The following is a 20,223-nucleotide window of genomic DNA, read 5'->3' on the forward strand; positions in this document are numbered from 1 at the left end:
AAGCTGAAAAATGCTTTTTTATGCTATTTTTGCGGTCAAATTATTCCAATAAGTTACCAAAATAGCAATGAAATCCTTATCAGCACTTATCTTTTTTATTCTTTCTTTTTCTATTAATGCACAATCAGTAAATGGTATTGTAAATGATTCTGATGGAAAAGCATCATCAGAAGTCTTAATTCGAAATCTAAATTCAAAAACACACGCACATACTGATGTAAATGGAAAATTTACCTTAGAAGGAACGCAGATAAATGATAGTCTGGTTATTACCAAAAAAGGATTCTCTACTCAAAAAATAAAATTGGCTTCTTTAGATTTTCTGAACATTTCATTAGAAGAAAAACCATTTTTGCTCGAAGAAGTCAAGATTGGCAATAATCTAAAATACCTGAATACCATTTCTAAAATTGATTTTGAAATTCAGCCTATTTCAAATTCTCAGGATTTACTGCGAAAAGTTCCAGGACTTTTCATTGGTCAGCATGCAGGTGGAGGAAAAGCAGAACAGATTTTTTTAAGAGGTTTTGACTGCGATCACGGAACTGATATTAATATCACTGTTGATGGAATGCCAGTAAATATGGTTTCGCACGCACACGGACAAGGATATTCTGATCTGCATTTTGTGATTCCGGAAACAGTTGATAATATTGATTTTGATAAAGGTGCTTATTTTGCAGATAAAGGCGATTTTACAACGGCAGGATATGTTGGTTTTAATACCAAAAACGCTTTGCAGAACAGCTCTATTTCTTTTGAGGGAGGACAGTTTGACACCTTTCGTACTGTTGCCATGTTCAATTTGCTGAATAAAGAAAATCAGTCGGCTTATTTTGCGGGAGAATACATGATGACCGATGGTTATTTTGATGCACCTCAGAATTTTAACCGAATTAATTTGTTTGGAAAATATAACGCTAAAATGGAGAATGGAGATCGTTTGGCTATTTCGGTTTCACATTTTAAAAGCCAATGGGACGCCAGCGGACAGATTCCGGACTGTGCTGTAAACGATGGAACAATTTCGCATTTCGGAGCAATCGATTCAAATGAAGGAGGAAATACAGACAGAACCAATTTCAATTTGCAGTACGATGCAAAAATTGACGAAAATACACATGTCAAAAGCAGCGCTTATTTAAGCAAGTATGATTTTGAATTGTATTCTAATTTTACTTTTTTCTTGAATGATCCTGTAAACGGCGATCAAATCAAACAGAAAGAAAATAGAACCATTGTAGGTTTTCAGTCTGAATACGATCAGAAATTAAATGAGAAATGGCGTTTCAAATTGGGCGCCGGACTTCGAAATGATAATAATAAAGATGTAGAGTTATCCCATACAGTAAACAGAAAAACAGTTTTAGAATATTTGAGTTTAGGTACGGTAAATCAGACTAATTTATTTACGTTTTCAAGTCTTGATTTTACAGCAGGAAAATGGTTAGTAAACGGAGGTTTACGTTTGGATTATTTCAAATTTGGTTACGAAGATCAATTGGCAGCGACTTACAGCAATCAGACGCAGACAAAAGCAATTGTGAGTCCGAAATTAAACTTTTTGTATACTCAAAATGACAAATTAAACTATTTTCTGAAATTAGGAAAAGGATTTCATAGCAATGATACGCGTGTAGTTGTGGCTCAAAAAGGAGAAAAAATCCTTCCAGAAACCTATGGCGCAGATTTAGGAATCAATTGGAAACCATTTCCACGCATGATTATTAATTCGGCAATTTGGTATTTGTATTTAGCGCAGGAATTTGTTTATGTGGGAGACGAAGCAGTTGTTGAACCAAGCGGAAAAACAGAAAGAAAAGGTTTCGATTTTGGTTTCAGATATCAATTGACTAATTGGTTATTCTGGAATACCGATTACACCTATACGCACGCAAGAGCAATAGATGAACCAAAAGGAAATGATTATTTGCCTTTGGCTCCGAAAAATACTTTAATGAATGGAATTTCGGTAAAAGATTTAAAAGGTTTCTCAGGAAGTATAAGAACCCGTTTCTTGGGAGACAGACCTGGAAACGAAGACAATTCGGTTATCGCAAAAGGGTATTGCATCACCGATTTTTCTGTGAATTATCAGATTAAGAACGTGTCAATTGGGGTAAACATCGACAACATTTTCAATACAAAATGGAAAGAAACACAATTCTTAACCGAATCAAGATTGGCAAATGAAACCGATCCTGTTGAAGAAATTCATTTTACAGCAGGAACTCCGTTTAATGCGAGATTGATTTTGAAATATGCTTGGTAGAAATTAGTCAATGTGCCAATTAGAAAATGTGCCAATTAGATAATGCGAGAAATTATCTAATTGGCACATTTTCTAATTAGTGGTTTATTTTAAATTGAATCGAATTGAATTCTCGATATTTAATAGGGGCTATCATTCCGTAGGAATGTTTCGTCGGTAGAAAAAAAATGGTGTCCAGCCCAATTTGCGTTCCGTAGGAACGTTTGATATTTTAAATGATAAAAAATTATGAAACCAACCAAATGTTCCTACGGAACGTAAAACGATTTAAAAACATATTTTTCTACCGATGAGATGTTCCTACGGAACATTTTTTAAAATCTGCAATCGGTCGAAACAACATTTTCACCGAGCAGATCGTGTGTTCTACCGATCTGAATTTTAATTGATATACTCTCGATATACTTTTGATTCAAATTAAAACCTTAAAAATCAAAATTATGTCACTATTTACGCCTCTTCTTTGGATTTTGTTAATTGCTCCGCTTATTGTTATTGCGTGCTTTAAAACGGAAAAAATAAACTGGAAATATTTAGTTTTTTTCATTTTATATTTCCTTGCCGATGTTTTTTTACAGGCTTCGGGGAAACAATTAATTGATCTTGATTTAAAGTTCAATTGGTCAGGAAAAATTCTAAGCCTAATTTTAGGATTGATTATTATTTTCTCTGTTTCAAAAGAAGAAAGAATCAAAATCGGATTTACTTCTAAAACCAATTCGCCAGCAAGCTTGAAATTCGGATTACTGGTTTTCTTCGGATTTACTTTCTTCGACATTATTTTCAAACTGATTTTGTTTCCAAAGGGCAACGCCTTTGATTTAGAAACTTTTCTTTTTCAAGCCACAATGCCTGGATTAACAGAAGAAATTCTGTTTAGAGGAATCTCTTTATGGCTTTTAGATAAGGCTTTTGCGCCAACATGGAATTATCGCGGTATCAAATTTGGCTGGGCATTTGTTATCGTAACCGTTTTGTTTGGAGTTTCTCACGGAGCGGTTTTAGATCAAGATTTACATCTGAAATTTGATATTATTACAATGGTGTACTTAACCTTGATTTCTTCTCTAAGCGTTGGAATTTTAAGACAGTTTTCAGGAAATCTCATTTATTCTATTCTAGGGCATAATACCATTAATTTGATCAATGCCGTGATTAGAATTTTATAAAACCTGCCAAATTAAAGTTATATTTGAAACTGCTTTACAACCGTATTACATGCCAAATACCACATCGACTTCGGGATATTTTTTAGATAAAATCGCTTCGCTGAATTTTGACGGCTTTTTCACCAAAAGAAATCGAATTTTACTGCATGTTTTCATGTGGTTCGGATTCTCTGTTTTATTGTTTTTAAGTTATGTAATTGGCTATCATCTCGTTTATTTTGATGCTGTTTTACTGACTATCAGAATGGCTTTGGTCAATATTATTGTCTTTTATATGCTGTTTTATTTGTTGCTTCCAAAGATTTTCTCAGGAAGCAAAACTCGAATTATAGTACTGTTAGTATTGGTTTTTCCGCTTTCGATTTTTGTTTGGATGGCTTCAACGTACTTTATTTCGCTTTTATATTATACTTTAGGTCTTGAAGTTGATTTCGGAGAATTAAAAGGCGTGATCAAAATGAGCGCAGAACAACGTTTTCTGGAAGCAGTTTCGCCAAAAAGAATGCTTTCGCAGACTATAATTATCATTTCGTTGCTTTCGCCTTTTTGCTTTGCTAAAATATTGGTCGAAATCACGAAATTGTACAACAAGAAATTTCAAATTGAAAGAGAGAAAACAGCTTTAGAAATTCAGAATATTCAAATTGAAAAAGACTTTTTGAAGGCTCAGTTGAATCCACATTTTTTATTTAATACCTTGAATAATTTGTACGGACTGACGGTTAGAAAAGACAATCTGGCTCCTGAAGTCATTTTGAATCTTTCAGATATTATGAGCTATACGCTTTATGAGTCGAATACTGAAATTGTCCGTCTGGAAAAAGAATTGGATTTTATTAAAAATTATATCGCTTTAGAAAAAATGCGTTATGCCGAAGATGCCAATATTCAAGTTACTAGTGAAGGACAAACCGCAGGACTTTTTGTTGCACCGCTTCTGACATTTACTTTTATAGAAAATGCTTTTAAATACGGTTTAAAAAGCCAAAATGCCTTTATAAAACTCAACATTAAGATTGAAAGCAATACTTTTTGGTTTAGTTTAGAAAACGATTTGGAAGAAACGGCAAACGATTCTGATTTTGGCGGAATTGGAGTAGAGAATGCTCGTAAACGCTTAGAATTGCTATATCCTGATCAGTATGAATTAGAAATTAAAAGACTGGAAAATTCGTTTAAAGTCGATTTAAAAATAGTTTTAAGAAGATAATGGAAAAACTAAAATGCATTGTTGTTGACGACGAGCCAATTGCAAGAGATATTATCGAATCTTTTATTGCTGAAATTCCGTTTTTGGAACTGAAAGCTTCGTTTGGAGAAGCGTCTAAAGCGTTATTGTTTCTGCAGGAAAACGAAATTGATATTATTTTCAGCGATATTGAAATGCCTAAATTTAATGGTTTAGAATTGGCGCAATCGCTTACGAATGCTCCAGTTATTATTTTCATCACGGCACACCGTAATTTTGCTCTAGAAGGATTTGAAACGGGAGCTGCAGATTATCTCTTAAAACCTGTTCGTTTTGATCGGTTCCTAAAAGCGGTGAATCGTGCTAAAGAATATCTTTCGTTGAAGAAAACAACTTCAGTTCATCAAATTAATTCAGATCGCATTTTTATTAAATCGGAAGGAAAACTGATTAAGATTCTTTTGAGTGAAATACTTTATGTGGAGGCGCAGGGAGATTATCTAAAATTCGTCATAAATGGCGGATCGTACACGACTTTAGGAACTTTAAAGTCAATGGAAGAAGTGCTGAAACTCCCAATGTTCTTTCGCGTTCAGCGTTCTTTTATTCTAAATCTCGAAGCTGTGAGAAGTCTTAACGGAAATATGGTCGAATTGATTGATGGGAAAACCATTTCTGCAGCTTTGAATAAAAAAGATGAACTGTATTCGTCGCTTGGAATTCGATAATGTGTCAATTAGAAAATTAGAAAATTAGAAAATGTGAGTAATTGACTAATTTTCTAATTGACACATTGCCACATTACTTATTCGCATTGATGTAATCCGTTGGTGACATATTAAAATGTTTCTGGAAATTTCTACCAAAGCTTGTTTGCGATTTGTAGCCGACCATTTCTGCGATTTCGTACATTTTATAGTTTTCGTTTAGCAGTAATTCCGCGGCTCTTTTTAATCGTACGATATTAATCAGTTCGTTTGGACTCAAGTTTGTGATGTCTTTAATTTTTCGATATAAAGTTGAACGGCTCATATTCATGATTTCGGCGAGTGATTCTACACTCAAATCCTGATCGGTGATGTTTTTAAGAATTTCATCGTCGAGTTTTTTCAGGAACTTTTCGTCGGTTTTATTGTGGGCAATGCTTTTAATATGCGAAAGGGGAGAACTCGCATAATAATTCATGATTTGTCTTCGGTTTTCAATCAGATTATTGGCTTGTACTTTCAGATAATCCATAGAAAAAGGTTTTGCCACATAAGCGTCTGCACCAACTTCAAGTCCGTCGATTTGTGATTTCAGCGAGTTTTTGGCCGTCAATAGAATCACTGGAATATGACTTGTTTCCAGATTCGTTTTAATCTTTTTGCACATTGTAAATCCGTCCATAACAGGCATGGTTACGTCTGAAATTACCAATTGGATGTTTTCGTTATGAATAATTTTAATGGCTTCCTCACCATTTTCGGCTTTTAGAACAGTATAAATTCCAGTCAATTCTGTTGTAATAAAACTCAAAAGATCTTCATTGTCCTCAACAACTAAAACTTGTGCTTTTTCATTTTTGATTTCAACAACTTCTTTTGGCAATTCGCTTTCCGTCTGTTCTTTTTCAGAATCGGCATAAAGCATAAATTCTTCTTCTTGATGTAGCGGAACCATCAATTCGAAAATATTAAAATTCGCATCTTCAATCAATTCTAAACTTCCGTTGTGCAATTGCGCTAGAGAATGCGCTAACGAAAGTCCGATGCCGGTTCCTGAAGCCGTACTGCTATCATCAACTCTAAAAAACGGTTCGAAAATCTTATCTTTTAAATGAATCGGAATCATATTTCCGTCATTTTTCACAATCAGATGCAGTTTTTTTTCATCTCTGAACAATGAAATAGAGACTTTTTTATTCGAATATTTAATAGCGTTGTTGATCAAATTGCTCAAAATCTTTTTGAAAGCTTCTTTGTCGACAAAAGCATGAATGTCTTTTTCTCCTAATTCCAAGTCAAATTCCAGTTCACGTTCTTCAATTAATTGGCTGAATCTTAAATGAAAATTTCGAACCATTGAAGAAATATTCGCTTCGACGAAAGTCAATTTCAAACCGCCAATTTCCGATTTTCTAAAATCGAGCAATTCATTGACCAATTTTAATAAACGCGAAGTATTTTTCTTCATAATCGAAAGATGCTGAGGCACTTCTTCCGATTCGTATTTCATGCCTAAAAGCTTTTCCAGCGGACCTTTAATAAGCGTTAAAGGCGTTCTAATTTCATGCGCGACATTCGTAAAAAAATCAATTTTTGCCTGATAGATTTCTTTCTCTTTTTCGTCGTTTAAATGTTTTATTTTACGGTTATTCTTAATTTGAGTCAGATTTTGAGAATATCTGATAATATAATACAATCCGGCGCAGAACAATAGAAAATACAATATATACGCATAACTGCTGGCATAAAACGGAGGCAGAATGGTAATTTTGAGTTTTACTTCTTTACTCCAAACCCCAAAACTATTCAAGGATTTTACTTTAAAAACATAATCGCCAGGCGCGAGTTCGGTAAAGAAAACTTTGTTGTTTCGTCCTAAATAAACCCAATCCTTGTTTACGTTTTCGAGCTGAAACCAATATTCGGTCAATTCTGGCGCGGTATAGTTTAAAGAAGCAAACTCCAAATTAAAAGTTGACTGATTGTTGTTGAGTTCCAATTCGTCCAAAAACGAAATAGATTGCGAAATGGGCGAGTCGGGGCTGTTAACCTCAATATCTTTATTGTTAATTTGAAGATTGGTAATGTAAATAAAAGGCGTGTATTTGTTTTTGCTGAAATGCTTCGGATTAAAACTGATCATTCCGTTTAAATTTCCAAAATACATATCGCCGTTTGCATCTTTAAAAGCCGAATTGTAATTGAACTGATCGCTCAATAATCCGTTTGCGGTGGTGAAAATCTTGATGGTTTTATGATCTGGACCAAATTTCACCAAACCTTTAGAAGTTGTCAGCCAGAGATTTCTAGAATCATCTTCCAAAATAGAGTAGAAGACATTGCTCGGCATTCCATTTTTGGTTGTGAATTTGGTAAAAGTGTGGTTTTGTCTGTTTACGAGATTCAATCCGTTTTCGGTGGCAATCCATAGGTTTTTAGAACTGTCTTCAAAAATGGCGTTGATTGTATTATTGCTTATTCCGTTCGGATTTTTATAATCATACGTAAAAACCTCTTTTTTCTTCGTTTTCGGATTGTAAAATAGCAATCCGTCGCGATAACTTCCTGCCCAGAAATTTCCGTTGCTGTCTTCCTTCATATTCGTATAATGATACGTTTCTGGAAAGAATTTCAAGATTTCAAAATTATCCGCCTGTTCATTATAGCGATAAAGTCCCGATGTTGTTACCACGATCAAATCGTTATTTTTCATTTCATAAAAAGAAAAAATGAAGTTGCTGTGCAGTCCGCTTCGGCCGTCATTGGCGCTGTAATGTTTGATAACTGTGCCAGAATTTCTGTCTAAAACATCCAAACCATGCTCAAAAGTTCCTACCCAGATTTTGTCTTTTCGAGGCATTAAAGCATGAATGTTATAATAGGAAACAGGATAAGACGTAAATTTTTGTGTCTTAGGATTAAAATGATTTACTCCCGCATCTTCGGTTCCGATCCATAAATTGCCCTGATCGTCTTTATGGATTTCTCGAACTGCGCTTCCACTAATGGAGTTTTGATTGTTCTTCGGAAAGTACTTTTTAAACTGCGTATATTGTTTCTGATGGTAATTGACACCGCCAAAATATGTTCCAATCCAGATTCCGTTTTCTTTATCAATTGTAATTGAATAAGCTGCATTATCTGAAATGGCATACGGATCGTTATAGTTTTTCTTAAGATTTACAGCGGTTTTAGTTTTAAGATTATAAACATAAACGCCAGATTCACTAGCAATCCAAAGTTCATCGTTTCCTTTTTTTCTGAATTGACGAACGAAAACGGGTTCTTTGATCCCGAATTTAAGTTCGCTTGTCGTTTTGTCTTTTCTATTATATAGGAGTACGCCGTGGTCTTGTGTGCCGATTACAATGTTTTCAGAATCGACCGCATAAATCACGGTGATTCTAAAATTGGCTTTATTCGCTGGCGGATTTAACGGAATGTTTTCAAAAGAAAGATTTTCCTCAGAGTAATGATAGATTTTATTGAGAGAAGAAGCCCAAATTTCTCCTTTATAATCTTTCGTAATCGAGGTCGTAATAAAATATTTGTTCGGGTTAAAAGTGGTCGTTTCCTTCTTTTTTGGTGCATACTTATACAAAATGTTGCCAGAAATAAACCAAATGTTGTCTTTTTGGTCGTGATTGATGTCGTTGATGCGGTCATTGATCGCTTCATTCAAAATCGTAAAACGATCCAGCTTTTTATCATAATGATACAAACCTTTGTCTGTCCCGACCCAAATAGTGCCATTATGCTCGTGAAGCGACTGTATATAATTGCTTCCTAAACTATGTACAGGATCTCCGTTGCTCCTATAGGTTTTAAAACGATAGCCATCAAAACGGTTTAGACCATCTTTGGTTCCAAACCACATAAAACCATCATTATCCTGAATGGAGGTTAAAACGGTATTGTTAGAAAGTCCTTCTTCAACCTGATAATGTTTAAAATAATAGTCTTGCGCATTCGAAAAATTTATCGAAAAAAGGCTGAAACATAAGAAAAGAAAGAATTTACGCATAGGGCTGTTTTTTAGGCTAAAATCAATATTTCTGCAAATCGTCTCAATATTCTACAAAATGTTGCAGCTGAATGAAAATGATCTGTTTTTAATACAATTTGAATCATTTGAGAGAGATATTGACACAAATGAAGCATTTTATTTTGAATAAAAAGCGCCTAATTTGAATTTTCAAATAAATGATATTGATAAAATTTTAAGGTTAAAAATATACTATCAATAAAATAAAGTTTGAAAAATCTAACCATTAATAATTTTGAAACAAAATGAACAATTTATTACAACCAAAGAATATTAGTTCTTTTTTTGTCCGCATTCCAGACGATTAAAAAAGAGCCATATTTCATTAAACCAAACCACAAAAAGAAATAAAACTATCTAAAATGCAAAAATCAATGAAAACAAAGTTCACTCACTTTTTAACGAAGAGATATTACCTCTTAGTTTTCTTTAGTTTATTACTGCAGTCCGCTTTTGCCCAGCAAATAAATGTTACGGGAAAAGTGACTACCGCAGACGGACAAGCGGTTCCTTTTGCGAATGTTTTGATAAAAGGAACTCAAAATGGTGCTGTTACTGATTTTGACGGAAGCTTTAAAATTTCGGCCAACGGAAATCAGACATTAGTTTTTAGTTCGCAAGGCTATAAAACATTAGAAATTGCCATCAATAACAAAACTTCTATAAATGTTACCATGGCAGAAGACGCTATGAAGCTGGATGAAATAGTTGTTGTAGGTTATGGATCGCAGCAGAAAAAAGACCTTACAGGAGCTGTTGCGTTAGTAAAACCAGACGAAATTCAGAAAAGACAGGTTACTACAGTAGCAGACGGACTTCAAGGCTTGGTTACTGGAGTTAAAGTTCGCGGTGGCGGACGCCCAGGGCAAGAAGCCAATGTTGAAATTCGCGGACTTAAAAACCTTCAAAATACAAACCCATTATACGTAATTGACGGTTTAGTAACTTCTGCAAATAGAGACTTTAATCCAAACGATATCGAATCGATTCAGGTTTTAAAAGATGCTTCTGCAGCAGCAATTTATGGTTCTAGAGCAGCAAATGGTGTCATTATTATTACCACTAAAAAAGGAAAAAAAGGACCATTACAGGTTGAAGTATCAGCAAAAAGCAGTCTTCAGGTTATGCCTCGTTACGATTTAATGGGAACTGAGGAATTTGCCAAATACAACAACATGGCGTATGATAATGCTGGATTTCCGAGACAAAACTTAAATATGGCTGTTAATACAGATTGGCAGGATGCCACTTTTCAGACGGGAATGATTCAGGATTACAACGCGAGTTTTTCTGGCGGAAATGAGAATTCAACATTCTTTATGTCTGGAAATTATTTTGGAAATGAAGGAACAGTTATCGGAACTGATTTTGACAGAATTTCATTTCGTGTAAATTCAAGCGGAACAAAAGGAATTTTCAGTATTGGAGAAAATTTAGCGATCAGTAATGCTAAAACAGACGAAATGTCTGGAAATCCAATTATCGATGTGTACAGAATGACACCAACGATTCCGCTTTACGATCCATCAAATCCGGGTGGATATGGTTACGGAAAACAAGGAGTTGCTGACACTTTTGGTACAAACCCTTTGGCATTGGCTGATTTTTCAAATGTAACGAATCAAAATTTTAGAATTAGAGGAAACATTTGGTCAGAATTAAAATTTGTGCCTTGGTTGAAATACCGTTTCAATTTTGGATATGAAACTAGTTTTGATTCTTATAAATACATGAGAAAAAAAGGAAGCTGGACATTAAACCAGCCGCAAGATCCTTCTCAAACCGATCAAAACAAAGGAAGATCAGAAACTTTGTTGTTTGAAAATACATTGACTTTCAAAAAAGAATTTGGTAAACATGACATCACACTTTTAGTTGGTCAGACGTATCAAAAAGACAATTACGACCAGATTTACGGAACAAAGAGAAATCTTCCGATGAATTCTGGAACGGGAGAATATTATGAAGTTTTAAATCAAGGAGATTCGCCAGTTGTTGGAGGTTTTATCAACGAAGCGGCTTTAACATCGTATTTAGGAAGGTTAGAATACAATTATGATAATCGCTATTTATTTAATGCGGTAATTAGACGTGATGGTTCTTCAAGATTCAGTGATGGCAACAAATGGGGTAATTTCCCTTCTATTTCTGCGGGATGGAGAATTAGTAACGAATCTTTCTTTAAATCAGAATTTATTAAAGATTTAAAATTAAGAGCAAGTTATGGTGAATTAGGTTCTGGAAACATTAGAGAATATGAATCTAAAAGCTTCATTAATAATTTCGGACAGGTTGTTTTAGGAAAAGACCAAGTTTTATATCCTTCTGCAACTCAGGTAAAATTATCAAACTCACAATTGCGCTGGGAAAAATTGAAACAAACTAATATCGGATTAGATTTAGGAGTTTTAAATAACGATTTACGCTTAACAGCAGATTATTTCATTGCTCGTACAGAAGATGTATTATTTGGTTTCCCAATTTTATTGACTACAGGAAACGATGGAGGAAACCCAATTTCTAATGCTGCAACGGTAGAAAACAAAGGTTTTGAATTGGAATTAGCTTATAGCAAAAAGATCAATGAGTTTTCTTTTAACGCTTCTGTAAACTTCACAAAGGTAAATAACAAGTTGGTTTCTTTAGGTAACGGACAAAACGAAAACATTATTGGAAACACCATGACTCGCAGCGGAAGCCCAGTAGGAATGTGGTATGTTTTGGAAACTGACGGATTATTCCAAAATCAGCAGGAAATTGACAACTACAAAAATGCTGATGGGAAAGTGATTATGCCAAATGCAGTGCCTGGAGATATTCGTTTTAAAGACAATAACGGAGACGGACAAATTACAAACGAAGATAAGGCGATTGTTGGAAGTCCATGGCCAGAGTTTGAAATGGGTTTGAATGCTGGAGCTGAATATAAAAACTTTGATTTTTCGATGAACTGGATTGCTTCAAACGGTGCTACTGTTTATAACGGATTTAGAAGTGTTGTAGATCGTTTTGATGACAATAGTAACTACAGAAAAGGAATTCAGCCTTGGACACCAGAAAATCCAAATACTGATTTTCCTAGAGTTACAAAAGGTTCGACTTTAAATTCAAGAGGAGATAGCGACCGTTTCTTAGAAAGTGGCAATTTCATCAGACTAAAATACATTGGTTTTGGATATAATTTGCCAAGCAGTGTTTTAGAAAAATCAGGAATTACAAGAGCAAGATTAACCTTATCTGCACAAAACATTCTAACAATCACAAAATACAAAGGTTTAGATCCTGAGTTTAGCAATACGGGTGATAACAGAATTTTTGAAAGAGGTGTTGATAACGGCTCTTTCCCGAATCTTCAGACGTATTCTTTTGGTGTAGAATTTAGCTTTTAATTAAAAAAATAGCGCAATGAAAAAAATAATCATAATAACCGCAGCTTTTTTAGGTCTTGTTTTTACCGCTTGTGAAAACGAATTGGATCTAAACAGCCCAAATGATATTACAGTTGACCAATATTGGAAAACTGAAAGTGATGCACAAGCCGGTGTAAACTCTATTTATGCCATGTTTTATAAAGATGGATTGTGGGCAAGATGGATATATTTCCGTCTGGATTTAACTTCTGACGAAGGTTATAGCGTAAGTCCGTGGACAGAATTGGCAGATTGGACAAGATTCAATTATATCAATTATAATTTTTGGGAAGGAAATGCCGTAACGTGGAGAGATACTTATAAAGCTATTTTTAGATGCAATCAGGTATTGGCGAATGTTCCGAATATCACTTTTCAAAATGAAAATGATAAAAAGCAAATTATAGCGCAGGCTAAATTCTTTAGAGCATTGCACTACTATTATGCAGGTGTAATTTGGGAAGATGTGCCGTTGGTTTTAGATCCGTCGACACCAGCAGATTTGCCAAAACAAGTAAAGGTAGACGAAATCTGGGCTCAAGTAGAAAAAGATTTGAATGAAGCCTTTGAAGATTTGCCAAGAGATTGGGCTGCTGATCAATTAGGAAGACCAGATAAAGGCGCTGCAAAAGCTTTTCTTGCAAAAGTATATATGCAGCAGCATAAATGGCCAGAAGCAAAAGGAGCTTTGGAATTTTTAATTTCTGGAGCAGGAGCGAAGTACAGTTTGGTATCTAACTACAGAGATAATTTTACGGATACAAATGAGAATAATGCCGAATCTGTTTTTGAAATCCAGTTTGGAGATCAAAGAAAAGGAGGAACTGACGAAGCGCAAAATGCAGCAGTTTCTAGTAACCGTTCTCAATTTTTTGCACCAAGAGGAATTGGATGGTCTGACGGACAAGCTCGTTTTTGGTTAATTGATGCTTTTAAACAAGAAAATAATAAAGACGGAAAATTGGATGAAAGGTTAAGATGGACTTTATTCTATCCTCAATTATTAGCTGATTTTGGAGACAAAACATACGGAAGAAATTGGGAGTGGAACAATAATGAAGCTTGGTTTAGAAAAGGAAGCCGCGATTATTACAGAAATAATGAGGATTACTACAGTCAAGTAAACTACAGATTGGTTCGTTATGCGGATATTTTATTGCGCTACGCGGAAGTTTTAAACGAATTGGGAAACACTGCTCAAGCGTATCAATATGTTGATTTGGTAAGAGCTCGTGCCAACATGAATACATTGGCAACAGCACATCCTGAAATTGGAAACGATCACGACAAATTCCTAGAGCGTTTGAAAATGGAAAGAGTTTTAGAGTTATGCGGAGAAAGTGTTCGTTGGGAAGATTTAAAACGCTGGGGAGATTTAAATTCTCAAGCTTCTGTTGATAAAATCGCACTTCGTGATACAGATTTTAAAAACTTCACAGTAGGTAAAAATCACAGAATGCCAATTCCGCAAAGCGATGTAGATAATAACCCAAATCTAGAGCAGAACTCTGGATATTAAAATTACGAATTGGATGATAATAGGATACTTTTCATTCAACAAGTAAAATCTAATTTGATCTGCTAAAATCTTTTAAAATCTGCGTGAAATACTTTTATTCCCTTTTTTCACGCAGATTTATACAGATTAAAGCAGATTTAGAGAGATTTAAATTAAGCTGAAGAATAGAAAAAATCACTTAATGAGTTAAAACTGATTTTTTGAGGGGATCAGATTTACAAATCTGATTCCCTTTCATAAAGAACGATTGTTCAAAAAAATAAAATTGAAATGAAGAAAGTAAAATTGTGTCTGACATTTATGTTAGCAGGACTCGTATTGCTTAGCTGCAACAATAAAAAAAGTAATCCTGAAGAAAAGAAAAGCGAAACCGAATCAATAGAAAAAAGAGAAATCTGGACAAAAGATCAGGCCAATAAATGGTACGCAGAACAGCCTTGGTTAGTTGGCGCAAATTATTCTCCTAGCACAGCTATAAATCAGTTAGAGATGTGGCAGGAAGATACTTTTGATCCAAAGCGAATCGATCAGGAATTGGGTTGGGCCGAAGATCTTGGTATGAATGTAATGCGCGTCTATCTGCACGATTTATTGCATCAGCAAGATGCAGAAGGACTTTACAAACGCATGGATCAATTTTTAGAAATTGCTGATAAACACCACATAAAAACCCTTTTTGTTTTGTTTGATTCGTGTTGGGATCCGTTTCCTGCTTTAGGAAAACAGCGTGCTCCAAAACCGCATACGCATAATTCAGGTTGGCTTCAGGCTCCAGGGCAAAAAGCACTTCAGGATAAAACACAGTATCCGCGTTTAGAGAAATATGTAAAAGAAACGGTAGCTCATTTTAAAGATGACAAACGAATTTTAGGTTGGGATCTTTGGAACGAACCAGATAATATGACTGGACCCTCTTACGAAAAAGTAGAAATTAAAAACAAAGTCGATTTGATTTTGCCGCTTTTAAAAGATGTTTTTGTTTGGGCGAGAGAAAGTAATCCTTCTCAGCCATTGACTTCTGGAGTTTGGGTAGGGGATTGGAGCGACGAAGCGAAAATGAAACCAATGCACAAAATGCAGATCGAACAATCTGATATTGTTTCTTTCCACAATTACAATACGCCACAAGATTTTGAAAAAGTAATCAAACAATTACAGCGTTACGGAAAACCATTAATCTGTACAGAATATATGGCAAGACCAAACGGAAGCACTTTTGAGGGATTTTTGCCTCTTGCGAGAAAATACAACGTAGGCATGATCAACTGGGGATTTGTAGACGGAAAAACACAAACGAAATATGCTTGGGATAGTTGGACGAAAACCTATACTGCTGAGCCAAAATTATGGTTTCACGATGTTTTACACACAGATGGAACGCCATATATTAAAGCCGAAACAGATTTAATTAAGAAAATGACTTCTGAGGCGAATAAGAAGAATTAGATAATGTGTCAATTTGATAATTAGATAATTCTTGAAATGTGTTAATTGACTAATTTTCTAATTACCACATTTTCTCATTTTCTAATTATCAAATTGACTAATTGACACATTAAAAAAACAGCTTATGAAAACAATAAAGAACTTATTTTTTCTAATGATGATTTTGGCTGGATTTTCCGCGAAAGCGCAACAGCCAGATCCGCCAGGACAAGTAAAAGGAAACGAAAAACCAAAAAACGAAGCCTATCTGTTTGCGCACATGACGCACAACGATTATGGCAGATTATACTATTCGGTTAGTTTGGATGGTCTTCATTGGGAAAATCTAAACAACGGGAAACGCGTTTTTGAAGAATATAAAGGGCATCCCGATATCTGCAAAGGGCCTGACGGAAAATATTACATCGCAGGAAACACAGGAGACGATGCCAAAAGTATTAATATTTGGGTTTCGGATGATTTGATTACTTGGAAAAAACATTCTGATTATACGCCCGATTTAAAAAGTACGCCAGATTATTCAAACGCTTTACAGCGAATTGGTGCTCCAAAATTGTATTACGACAAAGATTCAGAAAAATTCATCATGACTTGGCACACGCCACATTTGGAAGGAACAAAAGAAGATGGCGAACGTTATTGGGCAAGTCAGCGAACTTTGTATGTTTTGTCTAAAGATTTAAAAACTTTCGAAGGAACACCAAAACGTTTATTCGATTGGGATATGGGAACGATTGATGTTTTTATTCGTAAAGTCGGCGATTCCTACTACGCCGTGATTAAAGACGAGACGTATCCAACTTTGTATTGGACAACCGGAAAAACCATCCGAATTGCGAAATCAAAAAATCTTTTAGGACCTTATTCTTTGCCCCAGCAATCTATCAGTCCAAACTTTAGAGAAGCGCCAATGCTGATTCCTTCTCCAGATGATAAAATATGGTACATGTATTATGAACAATACCCAGGAGTTTCCTACGGATTATCGATCGCAGATAACTTAAACGGACCTTGGTTTCAGGCCTCAGGCTACACTTTTTTCTCAGATTGGGACAAATACAGTCTCCCAGAAAAAGTACGCCACGGCTGTATGATTACAATCTCTAAAAAAGAATACGACAGTTTGGTGAAGAAATTCGGTCTTACTAAAAAGTTATAAGTTATAAGTTATAAGTTATAAGTTATGAGTGTTTTGTGGTAATGATAACTAGTTATTTATTGAGGAATAAAATAACAGTTGATAAGACTCATAACTTCTAACTCAAAACTCATAACTCAAAAAAAATGGTTAGTTAAGTTAGTTTAGTTCAGTAATTATCGGGCTTATGTGGAGATGAGCCCGGTAATTCATTTTGATTTGTAAAAAACATCACGGTAAATATTTTCACCATATAAGTTATATAAGTTCATATTAAATCTTGCCTTAAGTAAAAGTAAAAACTTATATGCTCTTGGCATTTTTTAAAAGAGGCTTAAACTAAAATGAACTTATATAACTTATATGGTTTAAAAAAAATATATAAAAGCATGAAAAGAAAAAGCATCCTTTTTTTAGCCTTGTTATCCATGATTGCGGTAAATGCGCAATGGAAACCGCAAGGAGATAAAATCAAAACCAAATGGGCAGAGCAGGTTGATCCTAAGAAAACTTTACCCGAATATCCCCGTCCGATTATGGAGCGTGGCCAATGGAAAAATCTGAATGGTTTGTGGAACTACAGCATTCAAGAATTTGGAAATACAGCGCCTTCAAAATATGACGGGCAGATTCTGGTTCCGTTTGCGGCCGAATCGAGCTTGTCTGGAGTAATGAAAGAAGTTGGTGCTAAAAACGAACTTTGGTACGAAACCCAATTTTCAATTGAATCAGGCTGGAACGGAAAAAACATCCTTTTGCATTTCGGAGCTGTCGATTGGAAAACAGAAGTTTTTGTGAATGATGTAAAAGTAGGTTCTCATACGGGAGGTTATACGCCATTTTCGTTTGACATTACGCCATTTATTCAGAATGGGAAAAATCAGAAACTGGTTGTAAAAGTTTGGGATCCTTCCAACGATGGGCCTCAGCCAAGAGGAAAACAAGTCAAAAATCCAGAAGGAATTTGGTACACTCCTGTTACCGGCATCTGGCAAACGGTTTGGATTGAGCCTGTAAATGCTAAAAACATTGCGACATTAAAAACAACGCCAAATATTGATCAAAATACGATTAGTATAAAAGCTGAGGTAAATGGAGCGGAAAAAGGAGATTTAGTAGAAATTTCTGTTTTCGATAACGGAAAAGAAATCGCTAAAGAAAAAGCGGTTGTGGGAGAAAGCAATGATATTGTTTTGAACAATCCGAAACTGTGGTCGCCTGAAAGTCCGTTTTTGTATAAGACTAAAATTCGCTTAATCAGTAAAAACAAAGTCGTTGATGAGGTGAAAAGTTATTTTGCGATGCGTAAGATTTCGTCTAAACGAGATGAAAATGGAATCGTGAGAATGCAATTAAACAACAAAGATTATTTCCAATTCGGACCTTTAGATCAAGGCTGGTGGCCAGATGGATTATATACGGCACCAACTGATGAAGCTTTGAAATATGATATCATTAAAACCAAAGAGTTAGGTTTTAATATGATTCGTAAACACGTAAAAGTGGAACCGGAGCGTTGGTATACACATTGCGATCAGTTAGGAATTCTCGTTTGGCAGGATATGCCAAGCGGAGACGATCAGCCAGTTTGGCAAAATAGAAAGTATTTTGAAGGAACAGAGTTGCAGCGTTCGGCAAAATCGGAAGAAATTTACAGAAAAGAGTGGCGCGAAATTATGGATCATCTGTATTCCTACCCAAGTATTGTGGTTTGGGTTCCGTTTAACGAAGCTTGGGGACAATTTAAAACTGTTGAAATTACAGAATGGACGAAAAACCACGATTCAACACGCTTGATTAATTCTGCAAGTGGAGGAAATCATTTTCAAACAGGAGATATTTTGGATTTGCATAATTATCCAGGTCCAGAAATGTATTTGTATGATGCAAGAAGAGTTACAGTCTTGGGGGAGTATGGCGGAATCGGACTTCCGTTGGAAGGTCATTTATGGAGAGCAAATGACAACTGGGGTTACATCAAATTTAAAAATGAGGCAGAAGTTACCGTCGAATACAAAAAGTACGCGGAAATGCTTCAAAAATACGTTAAAACGGGATTCTCGGCTGCAGTCTATACTCAGACAACAGATGTTGAAGGCGAAGTAAACGGTTTTATGACTTATGATCGAAAAGTTGACAAAATGGATTTCAAGGCTGTTAATAAAGTCAATACAGAAGTTATAAATGCTTTGAATCAAAAATGATTTTTTCTCCCGCAGATTTAACAGATTTAGCGGATAAAATAATCTGCACAATCTGCTAAATCTGCGGGAAAAATTCAAATAAAAATAAAATGAAAAAATATCTAATCCTTTTTCTGCTCACGACGATAGGTCTTGCGCAGCAAAAAACATTCACAAATCCGATTCTGCCAACGGGAGCAGATCCTTACAGCACGTATTACAAAGGTTATTATTACTACACCAACACACTTGGAAACAAACTGGTTTTATGGAAAACAAAAGACCTTTCGGACATTAAAAATGCCGAAAGCAAAGTGATTTGGACACCACCGAAAAATACCAATTATTCAGCTGAAATCTGGGCGCCAGAGTTTCATATCATCAACGGAAAATGGTATTGCTATTTTGCGGCAGATAATGGCGATAACAACAATCACAGAATGTATGTTTTGGAAAATAAATCTTCAGATCCGTTTAAGGGGAATTTTGAGTTTAAAGGAAAAATTGCTGCGAAAACCGATAAATGGGCAATTGACGGAAATGTTTTCGAGTATAAAAAACAGCTGTACATGATTTGGGCAGGCTGGGAAGGGGACAAAAACGGTCAGCAGAACATTTACATTGCTAAAATGAAAAATCCGATGGAGATTGATGGCGATCGTGTTATGATTTCTGCACCAACAAACGATTGGGAAACACATGGTGCTTTACATGATGATGTAAATCCGCCGCAGGTAAATGTAAACGAAGGGCCGCAGTTTTTAGAAAGAAACGGTAAAATCTTTATTGTGTTTTCAGCAAGTGGCTGCTGGACCGATTTCTATGCTTTAGGCTTATTATCGTTTGTTGGCGATAATGACTTGTTAGATGCAAATGCTTGGAAGAAGTCTCCTGAACCGATCTTTAAACAATCTGAGAAGAATAAAGTGTATGCGCCAGGGCATAATTCATTCTTTAAATCTCCTGACGGAAAAGAAGATTGGATTTTATACCACGCCAACTCAAATCCAGGCGAGGGTTGTGGCAACAAAAGATCGCCAAGAATGCAGAAAATTGATTGGGATACGAATGGATTTCCTGTTTTAGGCGAGCCAGTCAGCGAAGGAACGCCATTGGCCATTCCCTCAAATTAAAATCATTTCAAA

The 20,223-nt window shown here is 35.3% G+C and carries 11 protein-coding genes; 10 read left to right on the top strand and 1 reads right to left on the bottom strand.

Going from position 1 to position 20,223, the window contains the following annotated elements:
- Nucleotides 1-67 precede the first annotated feature (67 nt).
- The 4 genes from RB618_RS19615 (at nt 68) to RB618_RS19630 (ending at nt 5,358) form a co-directional block, all read left to right on the top strand.
- Nucleotides 68-2,272: a TonB-dependent receptor plug domain-containing protein gene (locus tag RB618_RS19615; RefSeq protein WP_308070323.1), complete on the top strand. Its 2,205-nt coding sequence runs from the start codon at nt 68-70 to the stop codon at nt 2,270-2,272.
- A 440-nt stretch (nt 2,273-2,712) separates the two neighbouring features.
- Nucleotides 2,713-3,441 (top strand): CPBP family intramembrane glutamic endopeptidase, encoded by a 729-nt coding sequence (locus RB618_RS19620; protein ID WP_308070324.1) that lies wholly within the window; start codon nt 2,713-2,715, stop codon nt 3,439-3,441.
- Nucleotides 3,442-3,490: 49 nt separating this feature from the next.
- The gene (locus tag RB618_RS19625; protein ID WP_308070325.1) at nt 3,491-4,651 is read left to right on the top strand and encodes a sensor histidine kinase; all 1,161 of its coding nucleotides are present in this window, start codon (nt 3,491-3,493) and stop codon (nt 4,649-4,651) included.
- Nucleotides 4,651-5,358 carry a LytTR family DNA-binding domain-containing protein gene (locus RB618_RS19630; protein WP_308070326.1) on the top strand — a complete coding sequence of 236 codons (708 nt, stop codon included), beginning with the start codon at nt 4,651-4,653 and terminating at the stop codon, nt 5,356-5,358. Before RB618_RS19625 ends, RB618_RS19630 begins: the two co-directional genes overlap by 1 nt.
- Before the next feature lie 73 nt (nt 5,359-5,431).
- Here the strand turns inward: RB618_RS19630 and RB618_RS19635 are convergent, their stop codons facing one another.
- Nucleotides 5,432-9,361, bottom strand: a complete 3,930-nt coding sequence (locus RB618_RS19635) for a two-component regulator propeller domain-containing protein (protein WP_308070327.1) — start codon at nt 9,359-9,361, stop codon at nt 5,432-5,434.
- Nucleotides 9,362-9,756: 395 nt separating this feature from the next.
- Between RB618_RS19635 and RB618_RS19640 the strand changes: the two genes are divergently transcribed.
- The 6 genes from RB618_RS19640 (at nt 9,757) to RB618_RS19665 (ending at nt 20,211) form a co-directional block, all read left to right on the top strand.
- Complete coding sequence (locus RB618_RS19640) at nt 9,757-12,771, top strand: TonB-dependent receptor (protein ID WP_308070328.1); 3,015 nt, start codon at nt 9,757-9,759, stop codon at nt 12,769-12,771.
- Between the two features lie 16 nt (nt 12,772-12,787).
- The gene (locus tag RB618_RS19645) at nt 12,788-14,311 is read left to right on the top strand and encodes a RagB/SusD family nutrient uptake outer membrane protein (protein WP_308070329.1); all 1,524 of its coding nucleotides are present in this window, start codon (nt 12,788-12,790) and stop codon (nt 14,309-14,311) included.
- 270 nt (nt 14,312-14,581) lie between these two features.
- A complete protein-coding gene (locus RB618_RS19650; protein ID WP_308070330.1) occupies nt 14,582-15,757 on the top strand; it encodes a cellulase family glycosylhydrolase in 1,176 nt (391 codons plus the stop codon).
- Between the two features lie 124 nt (nt 15,758-15,881).
- The gene (locus RB618_RS19655; RefSeq protein ID WP_308070331.1) at nt 15,882-16,916 is read left to right on the top strand and encodes a glycoside hydrolase family 43 protein; all 1,035 of its coding nucleotides are present in this window, start codon (nt 15,882-15,884) and stop codon (nt 16,914-16,916) included.
- Nucleotides 16,917-17,284: 368 nt separating this feature from the next.
- Nucleotides 17,285-19,099, top strand: coding sequence for a sugar-binding domain-containing protein (locus RB618_RS19660; protein ID WP_308070332.1), 1,815 nt, complete (start codon nt 17,285-17,287; stop codon nt 19,097-19,099).
- Between the two features lie 89 nt (nt 19,100-19,188).
- On the top strand, nt 19,189-20,211 hold the full coding sequence (locus RB618_RS19665) for a glycoside hydrolase family 43 protein (protein WP_308070333.1): 1,023 nt from the start codon (nt 19,189-19,191) through the stop codon (nt 20,209-20,211).
- Nucleotides 20,212-20,223 lie beyond the last annotated feature (12 nt).

The organism is Flavobacterium sp. LHD-85, from assembly GCF_030929595.1.
Classification (GTDB): domain Bacteria; phylum Bacteroidota; class Bacteroidia; order Flavobacteriales; family Flavobacteriaceae; genus Flavobacterium.

Bases quoted from the DNA above. Each gene is read 5' to 3' on its own strand.
- RB618_RS19640 (WP_308070328.1), top strand. From the start codon at position 9,757: ATGAAAACAAAGTTCACTCACTTTTTAACGAAGAGATATTACCTCTTA.
- RB618_RS19665 (WP_308070333.1), top strand. From the start codon at position 19,189: ATGAAAAAATATCTAATCCTTTTTCTGCTCACGACGATAGGTCTTGCG.
- RB618_RS19615 (WP_308070323.1), top strand. From the start codon at position 68: ATGAAATCCTTATCAGCACTTATCTTTTTTATTCTTTCTTTTTCTATT.
- RB618_RS19635 (WP_308070327.1), bottom strand. From the start codon at position 9,361: ATGCGTAAATTCTTTCTTTTCTTATGTTTCAGCCTTTTTTCGATAAAT.
- RB618_RS19620 (WP_308070324.1), top strand. From the start codon at position 2,713: ATGTCACTATTTACGCCTCTTCTTTGGATTTTGTTAATTGCTCCGCTT.
- RB618_RS19630 (WP_308070326.1), top strand. From the start codon at position 4,651: ATGGAAAAACTAAAATGCATTGTTGTTGACGACGAGCCAATTGCAAGA.
- RB618_RS19645 (WP_308070329.1), top strand. From the start codon at position 12,788: ATGAAAAAAATAATCATAATAACCGCAGCTTTTTTAGGTCTTGTTTTT.
- RB618_RS19650 (WP_308070330.1), top strand. From the start codon at position 14,582: ATGAAGAAAGTAAAATTGTGTCTGACATTTATGTTAGCAGGACTCGTA.
- RB618_RS19660 (WP_308070332.1), top strand. From the start codon at position 17,285: ATGAAAAGAAAAAGCATCCTTTTTTTAGCCTTGTTATCCATGATTGCG.
- RB618_RS19655 (WP_308070331.1), top strand. From the start codon at position 15,882: ATGAAAACAATAAAGAACTTATTTTTTCTAATGATGATTTTGGCTGGA.
- RB618_RS19625 (WP_308070325.1), top strand. From the start codon at position 3,491: ATGCCAAATACCACATCGACTTCGGGATATTTTTTAGATAAAATCGCT.